General features: G+C 73.3%; 12 protein-coding genes and 1 pseudogene. 10 read left to right on the top strand and 3 right to left on the bottom strand.

All coding sequences use genetic code 11. The features are described 5' to 3' along the window. Window positions 1-98: 98 nt before the first annotated feature. The 3 genes and pseudogenes from ACN260_RS22740 (at window position 99) to ACN260_RS22730 (ending at window position 4,316) form a co-directional block, all read left to right on the top strand. Complete coding sequence (locus ACN260_RS22740) at window positions 99-2,108, top strand: FAD-dependent oxidoreductase (protein ID WP_422752948.1); 2,010 nt, start codon at window positions 99-101, stop codon at window positions 2,106-2,108. A gap of 106 nt (window positions 2,109-2,214) precedes the next feature. Then, window positions 2,215-2,544 (top strand): annotated as a pseudogene (locus ACN260_RS22735) (ArsR/SmtB family transcription factor); the annotation flags it as partial. A gap of 107 nt (window positions 2,545-2,651) precedes the next feature. After that, complete coding sequence (locus ACN260_RS22730; protein WP_422752947.1) at window positions 2,652-4,316, top strand: SulP family inorganic anion transporter; 1,665 nt, start codon at window positions 2,652-2,654, stop codon at window positions 4,314-4,316. Between the two features lie 105 nt (window positions 4,317-4,421). Here the strand turns inward: ACN260_RS22730 and ilvD are convergent, their stop codons facing one another. Beyond that, the gene (ilvD, locus tag ACN260_RS22725; RefSeq protein WP_422752946.1) at window positions 4,422-6,269 is read right to left on the bottom strand and encodes a dihydroxy-acid dehydratase; all 1,848 of its coding nucleotides are present in this window, start codon (window positions 6,267-6,269) and stop codon (window positions 4,422-4,424) included. Window positions 6,270-6,379: 110 nt separating this feature from the next. On the opposite strand from ilvD, the gene ACN260_RS22720 reads away from it, so the two are divergent. The 5 genes from ACN260_RS22720 (at window position 6,380) to serA (ending at window position 14,673) form a co-directional block, all read left to right on the top strand. After that, entirely contained in the window at window positions 6,380-8,794 is a 2,415-nt protein-coding gene (locus ACN260_RS22720; protein ID WP_422752945.1) for a putative bifunctional diguanylate cyclase/phosphodiesterase, read from the top strand. A 241-nt stretch (window positions 8,795-9,035) separates the two neighbouring features. Further along, complete coding sequence (locus tag ACN260_RS22715) at window positions 9,036-10,919, top strand: acetolactate synthase large subunit (RefSeq protein ID WP_422752944.1); 1,884 nt, start codon at window positions 9,036-9,038, stop codon at window positions 10,917-10,919. Between the two features lie 66 nt (window positions 10,920-10,985). Further along, the gene (ilvN, locus tag ACN260_RS22710; protein WP_067307043.1) at window positions 10,986-11,501 is read left to right on the top strand and encodes an acetolactate synthase small subunit; all 516 of its coding nucleotides are present in this window, start codon (window positions 10,986-10,988) and stop codon (window positions 11,499-11,501) included. A gap of 69 nt (window positions 11,502-11,570) precedes the next feature. After that, window positions 11,571-12,584: a ketol-acid reductoisomerase gene (ilvC, locus tag ACN260_RS22705; RefSeq protein ID WP_422752943.1), complete on the top strand. Its 1,014-nt coding sequence runs from the start codon at window positions 11,571-11,573 to the stop codon at window positions 12,582-12,584. A gap of 490 nt (window positions 12,585-13,074) precedes the next feature. Continuing rightward, a complete protein-coding gene (serA, locus tag ACN260_RS22700; RefSeq protein ID WP_422752942.1) occupies window positions 13,075-14,673 on the top strand; it encodes a phosphoglycerate dehydrogenase in 1,599 nt (532 codons plus the stop codon). Window positions 14,674-14,760: 87 nt separating this feature from the next. Here serA and ACN260_RS22695 read toward each other — a convergent pair whose 3' ends face one another. Then, the gene (locus ACN260_RS22695; protein ID WP_204956794.1) at window positions 14,761-15,117 is read right to left on the bottom strand and encodes a hypothetical protein; all 357 of its coding nucleotides are present in this window, start codon (window positions 15,115-15,117) and stop codon (window positions 14,761-14,763) included. Window positions 15,118-15,476: 359 nt separating this feature from the next. Beyond that, window positions 15,477-16,352: an FAD:protein FMN transferase gene (locus ACN260_RS22690; protein WP_422752941.1), complete on the bottom strand. Its 876-nt coding sequence runs from the start codon at window positions 16,350-16,352 to the stop codon at window positions 15,477-15,479. A gap of 221 nt (window positions 16,353-16,573) precedes the next feature. Here ACN260_RS22690 and ACN260_RS22685 point away from each other — a divergent pair, with 221 nt between their 5' ends. Together ACN260_RS22685 and ACN260_RS22680 are read left to right on the top strand one after the other, a co-directional pair. Beyond that, window positions 16,574-17,605: a 3-isopropylmalate dehydrogenase gene (locus ACN260_RS22685; protein ID WP_422752940.1), complete on the top strand. Its 1,032-nt coding sequence runs from the start codon at window positions 16,574-16,576 to the stop codon at window positions 17,603-17,605. Window positions 17,606-17,716: 111 nt separating this feature from the next. Then, the gene (locus ACN260_RS22680; RefSeq protein ID WP_422752939.1) at window positions 17,717-18,814 is read left to right on the top strand and encodes a branched-chain amino acid aminotransferase; all 1,098 of its coding nucleotides are present in this window, start codon (window positions 17,717-17,719) and stop codon (window positions 18,812-18,814) included. Window positions 18,815-19,378 lie beyond the last annotated feature (564 nt).

The following is a 19,378-nucleotide window of genomic DNA, read 5'->3' as shown; positions in this document are numbered from 1 at the left end:
GGGCGGGCCGCCCCTTGACAGCCCCGGTGCGATCAGCGAGGGTCGATGCGTTCCGGGTGCGGCGGCGCGCTCCTCCCCTCGTTCGAAGGGCAGCCGTGATGTCGTCCGCGTTCACCCGCCGCCACCTGTTCCGCCTCGGCGGGGCCACCCTCGTCGTCGCCGCCGGCACCGGGCTCGGCCTGCCCGCCCTGGCCGCCGGCACCGTCACCGTCGACCTGGTGGTCTACGGCGCGACGTCAGCCGGCATCATGGCCGCCGTGCAGATGCGCCGGCTCGGCGGCACCGCCGTGATCGTCGAACCGGGCAGCCACGTCGGCGGGCTCACCACCGGCGGGCTCGGCTACACCGACAGCGGCACCAGCGCCGCCATCGGCGGCCTCGCCGGGGAGTTCTACCGCCGGGTGTACGCCCGCTACCAGGGCACCCCGGTCACCCCCGACTCGCCGATGCGGCTGGTCTTCGAGCCGCACGTGGCCGCTGAGGTCTTCGACGACCTGCTCACCGAGCACGCGGTCCCGGTCTACCTGGACGCCCCGCTGGCCACGGTCGAGCGGGCCGGCGACCGGATCACCGGGCTGGTCACCGCGCACGGGCAGCTCTTCACCGGCCCGATGTTCGTCGACGCCACGTACGAGGGTGACCTGATGGCCGCCGCCGGGGTGTCGTACACCGTCGGGCGGGAGGCCAACACCGCGTACGGCGAGACCGTCAACGGGGTGCAGTTGCGCGGGGAACACCAGTTCACCCGGCCCGTCGACCCGTACGTGGTGCCGGGCAGCCCGGCCAGCGGCCTACTCCCCGGCATCTCCGCCGCCCCGGTCGCGCCCAACGGCACCGGCGACGACCGGATCCAGGCGTACAACTTCCGGATGTGTCTGACCCGGGACGCCGGGCGGGTCCCGTTCCCCCAGCCGGCCGGTTACGACCCGGCCGACTACGAACTGCTGCTGCGGTACGTGCAGGCCGGCTACCCGGGGCCGTTCTTCACCACCCAGAGCGTCGGCGGCGGCAAGACCGACTCGAACAACACCGGGGCGTTCTCCACCGACTTCATCGCCGCGAACCACGCCTACCCGACGGCGACCCGGGCGCAGCGGCAGGCTATGGTCGCCGACCACCTGACGTACCAGCAGGGCCTGATGTGGTTCCTGGCCAACGACCCCCGGCTACCGGCGTCGGTCCGGGCGGGCACCGTCGCCTGGGGCCTGGCCGCCGACGAGTTCACCGCCACCGGCAACTGGCCCCCGCAGCTCTACGTCCGCGAGGCCCGCCGGATGGTCTCGGCGTACGTGATGACCGAGCGGGACTGCCGGGGCGGCGTGCGGGCCGCCGACTCGATCGGGTTGGCCAGCTACACCATGGACTCGCACAACTGCCAGCGGGTGGTGGTGAACGGGCTGGTGAAGAACGAGGGGGACGTGCAGGTCGGGGTCCCCGGCCCGTACCCGGTCAGCTACCGGTCGGTCGTGCCCGCCGCCGGGCAGTGCGCCAACCTGTTCGTGCCGGTCTGCCTGTCGGCCACCCACATCGCGTACGGGTCGATCCGGATGGAACCGGTCTTCATGATCCTCGCCCAGTCGGCGGCGACGGCGGCGAAGCTGGCGATCGACGCGGGGGTGCCGGTGCAGCAGGTGGACGTGGCGGCCCTCCAGGCCCGGCTGCGCGCCGACGGGCAGATCCTCGCCTGGCCGCCCACCGTCGACGGTGAGATCGTGGTGGACAACAAGTCGGCCGGGGTCACCCGGGCCGGTGTCTGGGTGGGCAGCACCGCGATCGGCGGCTACTGGGGGTCGGACTACGAGCACGACGGCAACACCGGCAAGGGCGTCAACCGGCTGCGGTTCACCCCGTCCCTGCCGACGGCCGGGAGCTGGGCGGTCCACCTGCGCTGGACCGCCGACCCGAACCGGGCCGGCAACGTCCCGGTCGACGTGGTGCACGGCGGCGGGGTGACCACCCGGGTGGTCGACCAGCGTACGTCGGGCGGGCAGTGGGTGTCGCTGGGGACCTACCAGTTCCCGGCGGGTACGGCCGGCAGCGTGCTGATCCGCACCGAGGGCACCGACGGGTACGTGGTCGCCGACGCGGCCCGCTTCGTCCCGGCCTGACCTCGCCATCGCTCCACGAACCGGGAGTCACGAACCACGCGACAGTCGACTTGAAGAATTTCGCAAGTGCTAAAGTGTTCACGATGTCGACGGAAGAAGGTCCCGGGTGTCGGTCCCGCTGTACCAGGCCAAGGCGGAGCTGTTCCGCACCCTCGGGCACCCGGTGCGCATCCGGGTGCTCGAACTGCTCCAGGACGGGCCGAAGCCGGTCCGCGACCTGCTCGCCGTCATCGGGGTCGAGCCGTCCAACCTCTCCCAGCAGCTCGCCGTGCTGCGCCGGGCCGGCCTGGTCACCTCCTACCGGGACGGCCCGCTGGTGATGTACTCGCTGAGCACCCCCGACGTGGCCGACCTGCTGGCCGCCGGCCGACGCATCCTCGGCACCGTCCTCACCGACCGCGACGCCCTCCTCGGCGAACTCCGCGCCGGCACCGAAGCGACCGCCGGCAGCACCGCACCCGCCGCCGGACCACCCGGTCCCGCCGCAGGCGGCGACGGGCCACGCGCCCACGTCACGAACGGCCCGCCGGCCCGGCCGGGCCGGTGAACGCCACCGCCGTCGCCGACCGGGTCCTCGGCCTGCTGCCCGACCGCGCCGACTGGCAGGCGGTACGCCGCGCACCCCGGCGGGACCTGGTCGCCGGGCTGACCGTGGCCGTGGTGGCCCTGCCGCTCGCCCTCGCCTTCGGCGTCACCTCCGGGCTGGGCGCGCAGGCCGGGCTGGTCACCGCCGTCGTCGCCGGTGCGGTGGCGGCCGTCTTCGGCGGCTCCCACCTCCAGGTCTCCGGCCCCACCGGGGCGATGACCGTGGTGCTGGTGCCGGTGGTGCAGCAGTTCGGCCCGACCGGGGTGCTGATGGTCGGCGCACTGGCCGGGCTGCTGCTGATCGCCCTCGCCCTGGCCCGCCTCGGCCGCTACGTCCGCTACCTGCCCACCCCCGTCATCGAGGGCTTCACCGCCGGCATCGCCGTGGTCATCGCCCTGCAACAGGTGCCCGCCGCGCTCGGCGTCACCGACGCGCACGGCGACCGGGTCTGGGCCGTCGCCGCCGACGCCGTCGCCCGGTTCGCCGTACACCCCCGGCCGGTGGCGCTGGCCGTCGCGCTCGGGGTGGCGGCGCTGATGCTGCTCGGCGCACGCTTCCGGCCCGGCGTACCGTTCTCGCTGCTCGGGGTGGCCGCTGCCACGGTGCTCGCCGAGACCCTCCCGCTCGACCTGGTGCGGATCGGTGCCCTGCCGCAGGGGCTGCCCGCGCCGTCGCTGGGCTTCCTCGACCCCGGCGCGGTCGGCGTGCTGCTGCCGTCGGCGCTGGCGGTGGCCGCGCTCGCCGCGCTGGAGAGCCTGCTGTCGGCCACCGTCGCCGACGGGATGACCGTCGGGCAACGGCACGACCCGGACCGGGAACTGTTCGGTCAGGGCCTGGCCAACCTCGCCTCGCCGCTGTTCGGCGGCATCCCGGCCACCGCCGCCATCGCCCGTACGGCCGTCAACGTCCGCGCCGGGGCGGCATCGAAGCTGGCCGCGCTCACCCACGCGGTGGCGCTCGCCGCGATCGTGCTGGCCGCCGCCCCGCTGGTCGGCCGGATCCCGCTCGCCGCGCTCGCCGGGGTGCTGCTCGCCACCACGATACGGATGATCGAGGCCGGATCGCTGTGGGCGCTGGCCCGCGCCACCCGGGGCGACGCCCTGGTGCTGGTGCTCACCTTCGTCGTCACGGTCGCCTGGGACCTGGTCACCGCCGTCGCCGTCGGGGTCGCCGTGGCGGTGGTGATCGCGCTGCGCGCGGTGGCCCGCAGCGCCCGGCTGGAACAGGTGCCGCTCGACCGGGGCGAGCACAGCGCCGAGGAACACGCCCTGCTGGCCGAGCACATCGTGGCGTACCGGCTGGACGGGCCGCTGTTCTTCGCCGCCGCGCACACCTTCCTGCTGGAACTGTCCGAGGTGGCCGACGTCCGGGTGGTCATCCTGCGGATGTCCCGGGTGTCGGCGCTGGACGCCACCGGCGCGCACGTGCTCGGCGATGCCATCGGGCGGCTGCGCGGACGGGGGATCACCGTGCTGCTCTCCGGCATCACCCCCGACCACGACCAGGTGCTCGCCACCCTCGGGGTGGCCGACGAGTTGCGCCGCGACGGGCTGGTCTTCCCCGACACCCCGGCCGCGATCGCCCACGCCCGGGAACTGCTCCAGGGCCCGGTCACCGCCTGACGGGGGTCGGCGGTTGATCGACTCTTCGGGGCCGATGTAGCGGTGTCCCCGGATAGGGATACCGCTACATCGCCGATGTGGCGGCGCGGGCGACGCCGGTCCGGACTACTCCGGGACGCGGCGGTACGCGCCGTCGCTGGCCGAGGTGGCCATCGAGGCGTACGCGCGCAGGGCGGCGGACACCGGACGCTGCCGGTCGAGCGGGGTGTACGGCCGGTCCCGCTTCTCCTGCGCCACCCGGCGGGCCTCCAGCACGTCGTCGGGCACGTTCAGTTCGATCGACCGGGCCGGGATGTCGATGACGATCTCGTCGCCGGGCTCGACCAGGGCGATCAGCCCACCGGAGGCCGCCTCGGGGGAGGCGTGCCCGATGGACAGCCCGGAGGTGCCACCGGAGAACCGGCCGTCGGTGAGCAGTGCGCACGACCGGCCCAGCCCGCGCCCCTTGAGGAACGAGGTGGGGTAGAGCATCTCCTGCATGCCGGGGCCGCCCTTGGGGCCCTCGTAGCGGATCACCACGACGTCCCCGGCGACGACCTCCTTGGCGAGGATCGCGGCGACCGCGTCGTCCTGCGACTCGTAGACCTTGGCCGGGCCCCGGAAGGTCAGGCACTCCTCGGGCACCCCGGCGGTCTTCACCACGCAGCCCTCCGGCGCGAGGTTGCCGTGCAGGATGGCCAGCCCGCCGTCGGCGGTGTAGGCGTGCTCCCGGTCCCGCACACAACCCTGCGCGGCGTCGGTGTCCAGGGTGGACCAGCGGTTGGTGGTGGAGAACGGCTCGACGGTGCGCACCCCGCCGGGCGCGGCATGGAACAGCTCGACCGCCTCCGGCTTCGGCGAGCCGCCCCGGACGTCCCAGTCGGTGAGCCACTGGGCCAGCGAGGGGGAGTGCACGGCGTGCACGTCGCGGTGCAGCAGGCCGGCGCGGTCGAGTTCACCGAGGATGGCCGGGATGCCACCGGCGCGGTGCACGTCCTCCATGTGGTAGTTGGGCGAGTTCGGGGCGACCTTGGCCAGGCAGGGCACCCGCCGGGAGATGGCGTCGATGTCGGCGACGCCGAAGTCGAGTTCGGCCTCGCGGGCCGCGGCGAGCAGGTGCAGGATCGTGTTGGTCGATCCGCCCATCGCCACGTCGAGGGCGACCGCGTTGTCGAACGCCTTGCGGTTGGCGACGGCGCGGGGCAGCACCGAGGCGTCGTCGTGGTCGTACCAGCGCTTGGCGATCGCGACGGCGGTCCGGCCGGCCTCGACGAACAGCGACCGGCGCGCGGCGTGGGTGGCCAGCGTCGAGCCGTTGCCGGGCAGGGCCAGGCCGATCGCCTCGGTGAGGCAGTTCATCGAGTTGGCGGTGAACATGCCGGAGCAGGAGCCGCAGGTGGGGCAGGCGGACCGCTCGATCTCGCCGAGCTGGTCGTCGGTGACCGCCTCGTTGGAGGAGGCGATCATCGCGTCGATCAGGTCGATCTTGGAGTGCACGATCCCCTCGATCGCCACCGTCTTGCCGGCCTCCATCGGGCCGCCGGAGACGAAGACGGTCGGGATGTTGAGCCGCAGCGCGGCCAGCAGCATCCCGGGGGTGATCTTGTCGCAGTTCGAGATGCAGACCAGCGCGTCCGCGCAGTGCGCGTTGACCATGTATTCGACCGCGTCGGCGATCAGCTCCCGGCTGGGCAGCGAGTAGAGCATCCCGCCGTGGCCCATGGCGATGCCGTCGTCCACGGCGATGGTGTTGAACTCGCGCCCCACCCCGCCGGCCTCGGCCACCGCGTCCGCGACCAGGCCACCCATGTCCTTCAGGTGGACGTGACCGGGGACGAACTGGGTGAAACTGTTCGCGATGGCGACGATCGGCTTGCCGAAGTCGTCGTCGGTCATCCCGGTGGCCCGCCAGAGGGCCCGGGCGCCGGCCATCGTCCGACCGTGGGTGGAGGTCCTCGACCGCAGCTCAGGCATGGGTACCAGTCTTGCACCGTCCGGCGGGCGGCTCCTACCGCTCGCGCCGTGTCCCAACAGTTGCACACCCGGTACCCCGTTGCGGGCGGCGATCCGGCACAGTTGAGGTCGTGCGTTTACCCCCGGGCATGGTCGCCGTGGCGGTGTTGAGCGGCCTGCTCGCCGTCGCCGCCACCGCACTGTTGGCCGACTCGGCCCGGCGGCGCGGCGGGCCGCACCGCCAGGCGCACCTGCTGTTCGCCGTGGCCGCCACGGTCGCCCTGGCCACCCTGGTCGCCGGCACCGTCGCGGTGCTCGGCGCGACCGAGCACGGGGCGCACCGGCGCGGGCAGGGAATGGGCTGGGCGTCACTGATCGCGGCCGGCACCGCGCTGAGCGGGCTGGGCTACTGCGCGGGTCTGCTCCGCCTGCCCGGCGCGATGGTGGCCCGGGCCGCCGCCGCGCGGCTGCTGCTCGACGGGCTGACCGTGGCCGCCGCGATCTGGTTCGTCGGCTGGGTGCTCTTCTCGGAGCCGACCCGGCTGCTCGGGCCGGCGACCCCGAGCGCCTGCCCGGCCATCCTGCTCGCGTCGGTGACCGTGGCGCTCACCGCCGGCCTCACCGCGATGGTGGTGGCCCGCGCCGACGGCCCACGGACCCGACTGGCCGTGCTCGGCGTCGGCATCACCGCGACCGCCATCGGTGGTCTCGGCCTGGCCGCCGGGGTCTGCCAGGGCGGCTCGGCGATGGCGCTGACCGGTGCCGCGCTGCTCGCCGTGGGCATGCTCGCCGGGGCGCTCGCCGTGCACCGGGTGGACGCCCCCGGCCAGGTCGACATCGACCTGATCCGCCGCGACGGCGAGTACGCCTTCATCCCGATGGTGGCGATGGCCGGTTCGGCGATGTACCACCTGGTGCAGGGCGGCCGGTTCGACGCGCTGGGCATCATCGCCGGCAGCCTGGAGGGCTTCGCGCTGGTCACCCGGCAGTACCTCACCCTCAACGACGTCCGCAGCTACGCCCACCGGCTGGCCGACCGGGAGGCGCACTTCCGGGAACTGGCCCACACCGACCCGCTGACCACTCTCGCCAACCGGCGTGGCCTGCTGCGGGAGATGCAGCGCTGCGCCACCGAGGGGGGCGGCTGCGTGCTGCTCGGCCTCGACCTGGACGGCTTCAAGAACGTCAACGACATGCGCGGCCACGACGTCGGTGACATGGTGCTCGCCGAGGTGGGGCGGCGGCTGCGGAGCAACCTGCGCCCGGGTGACCTGGCCGCCCGGCTCGGTGGCGACGAGTTCGCGGTGCTGATGCGGGGCCGGCCGACCGACGCGGACGTGGTGGCCGAGCGGCTGCTGGGGGTGCTCGGCCGGCCGTACGAGCAGGAGGGCGGGGCGGTCTTCCTCTCGGTCAGCATCGGGGTGGCCGGCCAGGACGGCGACGACCCGGACGTGGTCGGCCTGCTGCGCCACGCCGACCTGGCCCTGCGCTACGCCAAGCAGCGCGGCAAGAACCGGATCGAGCGCTACGACGGCAGCTACGACCAACTGCTGACCCGCCGCACCCGGCTGGAGCACGAGATGCGCGGCGCGATCGAGCGCGACGAGTTGCGGCTGGCCTTTCAGCCGGTGGCGTCGCTGCCCTCGGTGCGGCCGGTGGGCGCCGAGGCGCTGCTGCGCTGGCACCACCCGGAGCTGGGCAACGTCCGGCCGGACGAGTTCATCCCGCTGGCCGAGGAGTGCGGGATGATCGCCAAGCTGGGGGCCTGGGTGCTGCACCAGGCGTGCTGGCAGCTGTCCCGCTGGCTCGCCGACGGCCACGACGTGTGGGTGTCGGTGAACGTCTCCCCGCGCGAGCTGCACGCCCCGGAGTACGTGGTGCAGGTGGCCGAGGCGCTGCGCGCCCACCACGTGCCGCCGCAGCGGCTGGTGCTGGAGGTCACCGAGCACGCCGTCGCCACCGACCTGGACGAGCTGATCCGCCGGCTGACCGCGCTGCGGCGGACCGGGGTACGGATCGCGCTCGACGACTTCGGCGCGGGGTACTCGTCGCTGGGGCAGTTGCGCCGGCTGCCGATCGACATCCTCAAGATCGACCACAGTCTGGTCGCCGAGCACGAGCCGGTCCGCCCGGTGGGCCGGGACGGGCCGGCGTTCGCCCCGATGGTCGACATCGTCATGCGGCTGGGCCACCAGCTCGGCCTGGAGGTGATCGCCGAGGGGGTCACCAACCCGGCCGAGCTGGCCGCGGTGGTCGCCGCCGGCTGCCGGTTCGGCCAGGGCGCGCTCTTCGGCTGGGGGGTGCCGGCCGAGCACCTGGAGGCGATGCTGGAAGCGGCCACCTCGCCGGGCGCCCGCCCCGCGTCGGCTCCGCCGGCCCCGCCGCCCCCACCGCTGCGACCCGCCCCGTCGCCGCTGCTGCCCCGGCTGCGATCCCACCCACCGGCATCCCCGGCGACGCCCACCCCGCGCCCGGCGTACGAGGAGTCTGCGCAGGCCGGGCCGGTTGACGAGAGTCCCAACGGGGAGGGCGTCCCCCGTTCGTGAACCAACATGTGGGATCAGTTGACTCATCGCGTGAGATGCGTCAGGCTTGGCCCATGTCGTCGAACCGGTCGCTGCGAGTACTTACCTGAGCGCACTCTCCCGCTGTCGAGAGTGCGCTGGCCCCGTGCATATCTGCACGAGGGCCGTTTTTATTGCCGTCGGAACCACCGGGGCGGGTCACCGCCCCCGTCGCACCTGTCGTAGCAGCTCCACCCAACTCCAGCCGAAGGCCTGAACCGCCATGACGAGACCCACGCCAGAGACCCTCGCCCACTCCGCCCGGCGGGCCCGTACGGTCACCGAGCCGGCCGGCGACGCCGACCACACCACCCCGCCGCGCGCCGCCGCGCCGGCCACCCCGGCCGTAAAGCCGTCCGGGCCGGTCCCGGTCTCCGGTGCCGGTTCGCTGGTGCGGTCGTTGGAGGCGCTCGGCGTCGACGTCGTCTTCGGCATCCCCGGCGGGGCGATCCTGCCCGCCTACGACCCGCTCTACGACTCCTCGGTGCGGCACATCCTGGTCCGGCACGAGCAGGGCGCGGGCCACGCCGCCACCGGGTACGCGCAGGCAACCGGCCGGGTCGGCGTCTGCATCGCCACCTCCGGGCCGGGTGCGACGAACCTGGTCACCCCGATCGCCGACGCGTACATGGACTCGGTGCCGATCGTCGCGATCACCGGTCAGGTGGCCCGGCCGATGATCGGCACGGACGCCTTCCAGGAGGCGGACATCCAGGGCATCACCCTGCCGATCACCAAGCACAACTTCCTGGTGCAGAACGCCGAGGAGATCCCGCAGGTCCTCGCCGAGGCGTTCCACCTGGCGGCGACCGGGCGTCCCGGGCCGGTGCTGGTGGACATCCCCAAGGACGTCCTCCAGGCGGCGACCACCTTCTCCTGGCCGCCCACCCTGGACCTGCCCGGCTACCGGCCGACCCTGCACCCGCACGGCAAGCAGATCCGGGAGGCGGCGCGGCTGATGAGCGGCGCCCGCCGGCCGGTGCTCTACGTCGGTGGCGGGGTGCTCAAGGCCGGTGCGACCGAGTCGCTGCGCCGGCTCGCCGAGCTGACCGGCATCCCGGTGGTGACCACGCTGATGGCGCTGGGCGCGTTCCCCGACTCGCACCGTCAGCACCTGGGCATGCCCGGCATGCACGGCACCGTCGCCGCCGTCTACGGCCTGCAGAAGGCCGACCTGATCGTGGCGCTGGGGGCCCGGTTCGACGACCGGGTGACCGGCAAACTCGACTCGTTCGCCCCGGACGCCACGGTGGTGCACGCCGACATCGACCCGGCCGAGATCGGCAAGAACCGGCACGCCGACGTCCCGATCGTCGGGGACGCCAGGCACGTCATCGACGAGCTGATCGCGGCGGTGACCACCGAGCAGAAGGCCGGCCGCCGGACCGACCTGCACGACTGGTGGCACCAGCTCGACGACCTGCGCGAGCGGTACCCGCTGGGCTACGACGAGCCGGCCGACGGCACCCTCTCCCCGCAGTACGTGATCAAGCGGCTGGGCGAGATCGTCGGCCCGGACGCGATCTACGTGGCCGGGGTCGGCCAGCACCAGATGTGGGCCAGCCAGTTCATCTCGTACGAGAAGCCGGGCACCTGGCTCAACTCCGGTGGCCTCGGCACCATGGGGTACGCCGTCCCGGCGGCGATGGGCGCGAAGGCCGGCCGGCCGGACACGGTGGTGTGGGCGGTCGACGGCGACGGCTGCTTCCAGATGACCAACCAGGAGCTGGCCACCTGCGCGCTGGAGGGCATCCCGGTCAAGATCGCGGTGATCAACAACGGCAACCTGGGCATGGTGCGGCAGTGGCAGACCCTGTTCTACGAGGGGCGCTACTCCAACACCGAGCTGGGCACCCACAAGCACCGCATCCCGGACTTCGTCAAGCTGGCCGAGGCGCTCGGCTGTGTCGGCCTACGCTGCGAGAACGCCGCCGACGTCGACAAGACGATCGAGGCGGCGATGGCGATCACCGACGCACCGGTCGTGATCGACTTCACGGTCGGCAAGGACGCGATGGTCTGGCCGATGGTGGCCGCCGGCACCAGCAACGACGAGATCATGTTCGCCCGGGGCGTCCGCCCGGCGTTCGACGAGGACGACATCTGAGATGAGTGACCGATTCCCCGGGACCGTGCGCGGGCACGGCCCGACCGAGCGAAGCGAGACGGTGGCATGACCCTGCACACCCTGTCCGTGCTGGTGGAGAACAAGCCGGGTGTCCTGGCCCGGGTCTCCGGCCTGTTCTCCCGGCGCGGCTTCAACATCGACAGCCTGGCCGTCGGCGAGACCGAGAACCCCGACGTCTCCCGGATCACCATCGTGGTCAACGCCGACTCGTCGCCGCTGGAGCAGGTCACCAAGCAGCTCAACAAGTTGGTCAACGTGCTGAAGATCGTCGAGTTGGACCCGCAGGTCTCGGTGGCGCGGGAGCTGCTGCTGGTCAAGGTCCGCGCCGACCGCACCGCCCGCGCGCAGGTGCTGGAGACGGTCGCCCTGTTCCGGGCCCGGGTGGTCGACGTCGCGCCGGACACCCTCACCGTCGAGGCCACCGGCACCCCCGACAAGCTCGACGCGCTGCTGCGCGACCTGGAGCCGTTCGGGATCAAGGAGATGGTCCAGTCCGGCACGGTGGCGATCGGGCGCGGCTCGCGGTCGATCACCGCCGGCCCGGCGCTGCGCGCCGCCTGACCGCGCGCCCACCCGCCACCGCACACAGTCCACGACGGTCGACGAGACCGCCGTACGAAAGGGAAGTCAATGAGCGTTGAGGTGTACTACGACGACGACGCCGACCTGGGCCTGATCCAGGGCCGTAAGGTCGCCGTGATCGGGTACGGCAGCCAGGGCCACGCCCACGCGCTGTCGCTGCGCGACTCCGGTGTCGACGTGGTGATCGGCCTGCCGGCGGGCTCCAAGAGCCGGCCGAAGGCCGAGGAGCAGGGCCTGCGGGTGCTCACCCCGGCCGAGGCGGCGGCCGAGGCCGACGTGATCATGATCCTGGCGCCGGACACCGCCCAGCGGACCATCTACGCCGAGTCGATCGCCCCCAACCTCGCCCCCGGCAAGGCGCTCTTCTTCGGGCACGGCTTCAACATCCGCTACGGCCTGATCACCCCGCCGGCCGACGTGGACGTGGCGATGGTCGCCCCGAAGGGCCCCGGCCACCTGGTCCGCCGCCAGTACGTCGACGGCAAGGGCGTGCCCTGCCTGGTCGCCGTGGAGCAGGACGCCAGCGGCAACGCCTTTTCGCTCGCCCTGGCGTACGCCAAGGGCATCGGCGGCACCCGGGCCGGCGCCATCAAGACCACGTTCACCGAGGAGACCGAGACCGACCTCTTCGGCGAGCAGGCGGTGCTCTGCGGTGGCGCGGCGGCCCTGGTGCAGACCGGGTTCGAGGTGCTCACCGAGGCCGGCTACGCCCCCGAGGTGGCCTACTTCGAGTGCCTGCACGAGCTGAAGCTCATCGTCGACCTGATGTACGAGGGTGGCATCGCCCGGATGCGCTACAGCATCTCCGACACCGCCGAGTACGGCGACCTGTCCCGGGGCCCGCGCGTGGTCGACTCGCGGGTCAAGGAGGAGATGCGCAAGATCCTCGGTGAGATCCAGTCCGGCGAGTTCGCCCGCGAGTGGGTGGCCGAGGACGAGGCCGGCCGGCCGAACTTCGCCAAGTGGCGGGCCGAGGGCGCGGCGCACCCGATCGAGGAGACCGGGCAGAAGCTGCGCTCGATGATGAGCTGGGTGGACCGCCCGCTCACCGAGACCGCCTGACCTGTCGGTCCTGACCGGGTCGCCGGCGCCCCTCGGGCGGGTCGCGGACCGGTCGACGTGGTTACGTGAAGCGGTATGACTGGTAGGCATATTTATGCCCGCCAGTCATACCGCTTTCTGCGTGGGCACGTTCCCCGGCGGCCAGGGCCGGGCCACCGCCGGACCCCGCCGGGGCGTCACCCGTCCCGCCGGTCGCCGTCGCCGTGCGCGGTGGCCGGTTCACCAGGCGGGACGGGGTGATCGTCGCCTCATCGACCGCGATCGGCCCTCGCGCCGTGCTCCCGGACCGGATGAACGGGGGATGACAGGCGTGCGACAACCCTGTGTGAGGGCCCTCACCCCACAGACCGGGACATGCCGGCCGGAGCGCCCCCTACCATCCTTGGTGAGGTGCGTGACCGGCACCTGACGGCCATGGCACGGATCGGCGTAGGGCGCATCGCGGCGCCCGGTCGCCCCGGCCAACCTAATACGACGTCTACGAGGACCGATGAATCCTGTCGTACTGATCGCCGAAGAACTCGCCCCCGCCGCCATCGAGGTGCTCGCGCACGACTTCGACGTACGCCACGTCGACGGCACCGACCGTCCGGCCCTGCTCTCCGCGCTGGCGGAGGCCGACGCGGTCATCGTGCGCAGTGCCACGCAGATCGACGCCGAGGCGATCTCCGCCGCGCCGCGCCTGAAGGTGGTCGCCCGGGCCGGCGTCGGGCTGGACAACGTCGAGGTCCCGGCCGCCACCGCGCGGGGCGTCATGGTCGTCAACGCCCCCACCTCCAACATCGTCTCCGCCGCCGAGCAGGCCGTCGCGCTGCTGCTCGCCGTCGCGCGCAACACCGCAAGCGCCAGCGCCGCGCTCAAGGCCGGCGAGTGGAAGCGGTCCAAGTACACCGGCGTCGAGTTGCAGGGCAAGACGGTCGGCGTGGTCGGCCTCGGCCGCATCGGGGTGCTGTTCGCCCAGCGTATCGCCGCCTTCGGCACCCGGCTGATCGCGTACGACCCCTACATCCAGCCGGCCCGCGCCGCCCAGCTCGGCGTCCGCCTGGTGGGGCTGGAGGAGCTGCTGCGGGAGGCCGACTTCATCTCGATCCACCTGCCGAAGACCCCGGAGACGGTCGGCCTGATCGGCGAGAAGGAGCTGTCGATCGTCAAGCCGGGCGTCCGGATCGTCAACGCCGCCCGGGGTGGCCTGGTCGACGAGCAGGCCCTCGCGGACGCGATCGCCGAGGGCCGGGTCGCCGGCGCCGGCGTCGACGTGTACGCCAAGGAGCCCTGCACCTCCTCGCCGCTGTTCGCCTTCGACAACGTGGTGGCCACCCCGCACCTGGGCGCGTCCACCCACGAGGCGCAGGACAAGGCCGGCCTGGCCGTGGCCAAGAGCGTCAAGCTGGCGTTGCAGGGCGAGTTCGTGCCGGACGCGGTGAACGTGCAGGCCGGCGGCGTCGTCGCCGAGGACGTCCGGCCGCTGCTGCCGCTGGCCGAGAAGCTGGGCCGGGCGTTCACCGCCGTGGCCGGCGGGGTGGCCGCCAGCGTCACCGTCGAGGTGCGCGGCGAGATCGTCAACCACGACGTGTCGGTGCTCAAGCTCGCCGCCACCAAGGGGCTGTTCAGCTCGGTGGTCGAGGACCAGGTCACGTACGTCAACGCGCCGCACCTGGCCGCCGAGCGGGGTGTCGAGGTGACCCTCGCCACCCAGGCCGAGACGGTCGACCACCCGAACCTGGTCACCGTGCGGGGCGCGCTGCCCGACGGTCGTACGGTCAGCGTCTCCGGCACGGTCGCCCACACCGGCACCCGCGACGTCATCAAGCTGACCGAGGTGGACGGCTTCGACGTCGAGATCGGCGCGGAGGGCATCCTGCTCTTCCTGCGGTACGCCGACCGGCCGGGCGTGGTCGGCACCGTCGGCACGCTGCTCGGCGAGGCCGGCATCAACATCGCCGCGATGCAGGTGGCCCGCCGGGAGGCCGGCGGCGAGACCCTGATGACGCTCACCGTCGACCAGGCGCTCGGGGCGGACCTGCTCACCTCGGCCGCCGACTCGATCGGGGCGACCGCCGCGAGCGCGGCCGACCTGCGCGACGAGTAGTCGCATCCGCACGGTTCACCACGGAGGGCCCGGCCGCACGGCCGGGCCCTCCGTGGTCCACACCCGAGGTGTCGCGGGCGGGTGGCCTCAGCGGGCGAGACGCGACGGCGGCGGGTAGACCGAACCGTCCTGCGGGTCGAAGAGCATCAGGTCGTACTCGCCGGCCAGCCGCTCGATGTCGAGCAGCACCTGGTCGTCACAGGTCGGTACGAGGTTCAGCGCCACGTGGTCGGCCGCCGCGTGCAGCGGCGACACCTCCCAGGGGGTGCCCTGGTGGGCGGGCCGGTCGGGGTACGAGGCGGTGATGGCGCGGTAGAAGGCGACCACCCGCGGGTCCGGATACCGCTCGCCGTGCCGCCCCTCGTGGCACTGCCGCACCGCCGCCCGGACGTCCTCGGGCGTGGCCCCGTCGTGCAGGGCCCACACGCTCAGATCGAAACTCACGGCGGACAGCGTGCCATCACCCGGACCCCCGGGCGACACTGACCCGCCGTGATCGCCGCGGGTGGTCGAGAGTGTACGGAGAAACACGGTCCGCTGTGGAGACTCTTGCGTAGAGTTGCGTCGATTCGCTAGCGTACCGGGGCGGTCATCGGGAAAGTCGGAAAGTCGACCCGTCTTCGGGTGACGGGGCCGAGCGTCCGGCCGGCCGGTCCGCACCCCTCGAATGCGCGAGCCACGCGCACTCGTCGCTGACCGGCCCCCACGGTCGTTGCCGAGACCGTGGGGGCCGATCGCCGGCCCGTCGACCGCGCCACCCCGTGGACCCCCTCCACAGGTCGGCCGACGCACCGCGACACCGCTCAGCGGCGTCGGTGGGCGAAGAGAGCCTGGTAGGCCGAGTCGGCGCGGAACCACGACAGTCCCACCGGCCCGGCCGCGTACAACGCGGTCGCGTAGGCGTCGGCCACCGCCAGGTCCGGGCCGACGACGGTCGCGGCGACCAGGTGTCCGGTCGGTTCGCCGGTGTGCGGGTCGACCACGTGCCCCTGCCGGCCGCTGACCCCGGAGGTGCCCACCGCGCCGGCCGTCATCTCCAGCACCAGCGGGGCCCGCCGGCTGTCGGTCGGGTGGTGCACCGCCACCCGCCACGGTCCGCCGTGCGCGGCGTGCCCGCGTACCGTGAGGTCGGCCCCGGAGAGCACCGCGTAGTCGTGGATGCCGGCGGCCCGCAACCGGGCCGCGGCCCGCTCCACCGCCCAGCCGTTGAGTAGGCCGCCGGGGTCGAAGCCGCCGGGGACGGACCAGGCGTCGAACCAGCCGTCGGTGGCGGCCCGCATGGCCACGCAGCGGTCGACCAGGTCGGTCAGCGGTGGGTACGACTCGGGGCTGATCTCGCCGCGCCGTAGCCGGGAGACCAGGCTCTGCGGTCGGTTCGGCCCGTAGGTGAGGTCGATCGCCCGCAGTTCGGCGACGGCGTCGCGCAGCGCGTCGCCGACCGCCCGGCGGCCCATCTCCTCGGGGGCGTTGAGCAGGAGCGAATATCCGGCGGTGCCGGTCCGGACGGAGTGCTGCACGGCGATCCGCCCGCCGGACGGGTCGCCGGCGCGGTCCAGGCGGTGGCTGCGGGTGCCCAGGCGCAGGTCGGGACGGCGGCGGGAGAACGCCGTCTGATCCACCCAGCGGGTGCGCGGTTGCTCGTCCAGTCGGCCTGGCCCCCGCTGCTGCTCGGTCCGCATCACGCTGCTCCTTCACCGACGGTGCCGCGGCGTCGCGGCCGGTCCGTCCCGGGCCCCCACGACCCGTCCTGCACCGACCCTAGGCAGTGGAGATGAGCGCACCATGAACGCTGCCTGGGAGCCTGCTGAGCATTTCGTCCTCCCAGATGGTGGAAGGCGCGTACCGGGAGGCGGGACGGGGACGTACCGTTGCGCACAGCGGACGAAGTGAGGAGCAGCAGGTGGCACGGATCGCGGTGGTGGCCGGGGACGGGATCGGACCCGAGGTGGTCGCGCAGGCCCTCAAGGTCCTCGACGCCGTGCTTCCCGGCGTCGAGGCCACCCGGTACGACCTCGGCGCGGCGCGGTACCACCGCACCGGCGAGGTGCTGCCCGACTCGGTGCTGGCCGAGTTGGCCGGCCACGACGCCATCCTGCTCGGCGCGGTGGGCGACCCCACCGTGCCGCCCGGCGTGCTGGAGCGCGGCCTGCTGCTGAAGCTGCGCTTCGCCTTCGACCAGTACGTCAACCTGCGCCCGTCCCGGCTCTGGCCGGGGGTGCCCGGCCCGCTGGCCAACGTCAAGCCGGGCGAGGTCGACCTGGTCGTCGTCCGGGAGGGCACCGAGGGTCTCTACGCCGGGGCCGGCGGCAGCCTGCACCGGGACACCCCGGCCGAGGTGGCCACCGAGGAGAGCCTGAACACCCGGCACGGGGTGGAACGGGTCATCCGGGACGCCTTCGCCCGCGCCGGCCGCCGTGAGCGGCGCAAGGTCACCCTCGTGCACAAGACCAACGTGCTGACCCACGCCGGCTCGCTGTGGGCGCGGGCCTTCGCGGCCGTCGCCGCCGAGCACCCCGACGTCGCCACCGAGTACCAGCACGTCGACGCCGCCGCCATGTTCCTGGTCACCCAGCCCCAGCGGTACGACGTGGTGGTCACCGACAACCTCTTCGGCGACATCCTCACCGACATCGCCGCCGCGGTCACCGGGGGGATCGGGCTGGCCGCCAGCGGCTGCATCAACCCCACCGGGGCGTACCCGTCGATGTTCGAGCCGGTGCACGGCTCGGCGCCGGACATCGCCGGCAAGGGGGTCGCCGACCCGGTGGCGGCGGTGCTGTCCGCCGCGCTCCTGCTCGACCAGCTCGGCCACGCCGACGCCGCCGCCCGGGTGACCGGCGCGGTCGCCACCGAGCTGGCCGGCCGGACGCCGGGTGTGGCGTTGCGCACCGACGAGGTGGGGGACCGGCTCGCCGCGCAGGCGGTGGCCTGACCCCTCGGGAAGTGGAGCTATCCACTGAACGACCGTTCGGGGTAGGTTTCTGGGACGTCAGCGCGGTGCGTGGTTCCCGCGCGCCGTCAAAACCGCAGGGAGGTCAGCGCGATGAGCGGTGGTGACATGCTCGATTTCGAGATCCGTCCGAATCCCGCGCCGGTATCCGCCGCCGAGCGGGCCGCCCTGCTGGTCGACCCCGGCTTCGGCCGGGTCTTCACCGACCACATGGTGACCATCCGGTACGCCGACGGCAAGGGCTGGTACGACCCCCGGGTCGAGGCCCGCGCGCCGATCCCGATGGACCCGGCGAGCGCCGTCCTGCACTACGCGCAGGAGATCTTCGAAGGGCTGAAGGCGTACCGCAGGGCCGACGGCTCGGTGACCATGTTCCGGCCGGAGGCCAACGCGGCCCGGTTCATCGCCTCCGCCCGGCGGCTGGCCATGCCGGAACTTCCGGCGGAACTGTTCGTCGAGTCGCTGCGCAGGCTGGTCGAGATCGACCGGGACTGGATCCCCGACGCCGCCGACGCCAGCCTCTACCTGCGGCCGTTCATGTTCGCCAGCGAGGTTTTCCTCGGCGTCCGCCCGTCCCGCGAGTACCTCTACTGCGTCATCGCCTCACCGGCCGGTTCCTACTTCGCCGGCGGGGTGAAGCCGGTCACCGTCTGGGTCTCCCCGGACTACACCCGGGCCGCCCCCGGCGGCACCGGGGCCGCCAAGTGCGGCGGCAACTACGCGGCGTCGCTGTCGGCCCAGGCCGAGGCGATCGAGGCCGGCTGCGACCAGGTGGTCTTCCTCGACGCGGTCGAGCGCCGCTACGTCGAGGAGCTGGGCGGCATGAACGTGTTCTTCGTCTACGACGACGACACCCTGGTCACCCCGCCGCTGACCGGCACCATCCTGCCCGGCATCACCCGGGACGCGCTGCTCGCCCTGGCCGCCGCGTCCGGGCACCGGGTCGTCGAGCGTCCGGTGAGCTTCGACGAGTGGCAGGCCGACGCCGAGAGCGGCCGGCTGCGTGAGGTCTTCGCCTGCGGCACCGCCGCGGTGATCACCCCGATCGCCCGGGTACGGCACCCCGGCGGCGAGTTCGTGATCGGCGGCGGTGAGCCGGGCCGGGCCAGCGCGGCGCTGCGGGAGCAGTTGGTGGCGGTCCAGCGGGGCGAGGCACCCGACCCGCACGGCTGGGTCACGCACATCCGCTGACCACCCCCGCCGCCCTCCCGCCCGTTTACCGCCGGCTTCCCGTCGGCTTTCCGTCGCTCCCGGGGGTCCGCGGGTGGGCTCGCGGTGCCGGAGTGGGGCCGGGCTGCCGGGTGTGGGCGGCCGTCGCGGTCCCGGGCCGGCGGGCCCGACGGTCGGCTGCCCGCGCCCGGAGCCGGAGCCGACGCTTCTCCGGGCAGCGCGGGGAAGCATGCCTCGGCCGGGCAGGTAGTCATGTCCGTGCGTCCTTTCGAGCTGATGACGTGAACGAATCAGCCGAGGTGTCCGCTCGGCCTGCAACAAGGGCTGGGTCGGCGTGACGGCCGGTAGGGGGACGCCGTCGCCCGGCGGGCTCCGCCGCACGGTTCGCTTCGGCCGTCTTGGCTCACCCGGTTCGCTTCGGCGTGCTGCGGGTGGCGCCGTCGCCGGGGTGACTCGTTTGCGCCATCAGCTCTAAAGGATGCGCCCGAGCATCCGGAGGGTCTGCGCCCTCGACCTGTCGATCCGCCCTGAGGTGCTCGACCGCCCGTCGTCGGTGCGGTCCCGGTACCGGCGGTGCGCCCCAGG

Source organism: Micromonospora sp. WMMD708, assembly GCF_049315245.1.
GTDB lineage: Bacteria > Actinomycetota > Actinomycetes > Mycobacteriales > Micromonosporaceae > Micromonospora > Micromonospora wenchangensis.
The sequence above is the reverse complement of the archived record's forward strand: the minus strand, read 5'-3'. Positions and strand labels throughout refer to the sequence as shown.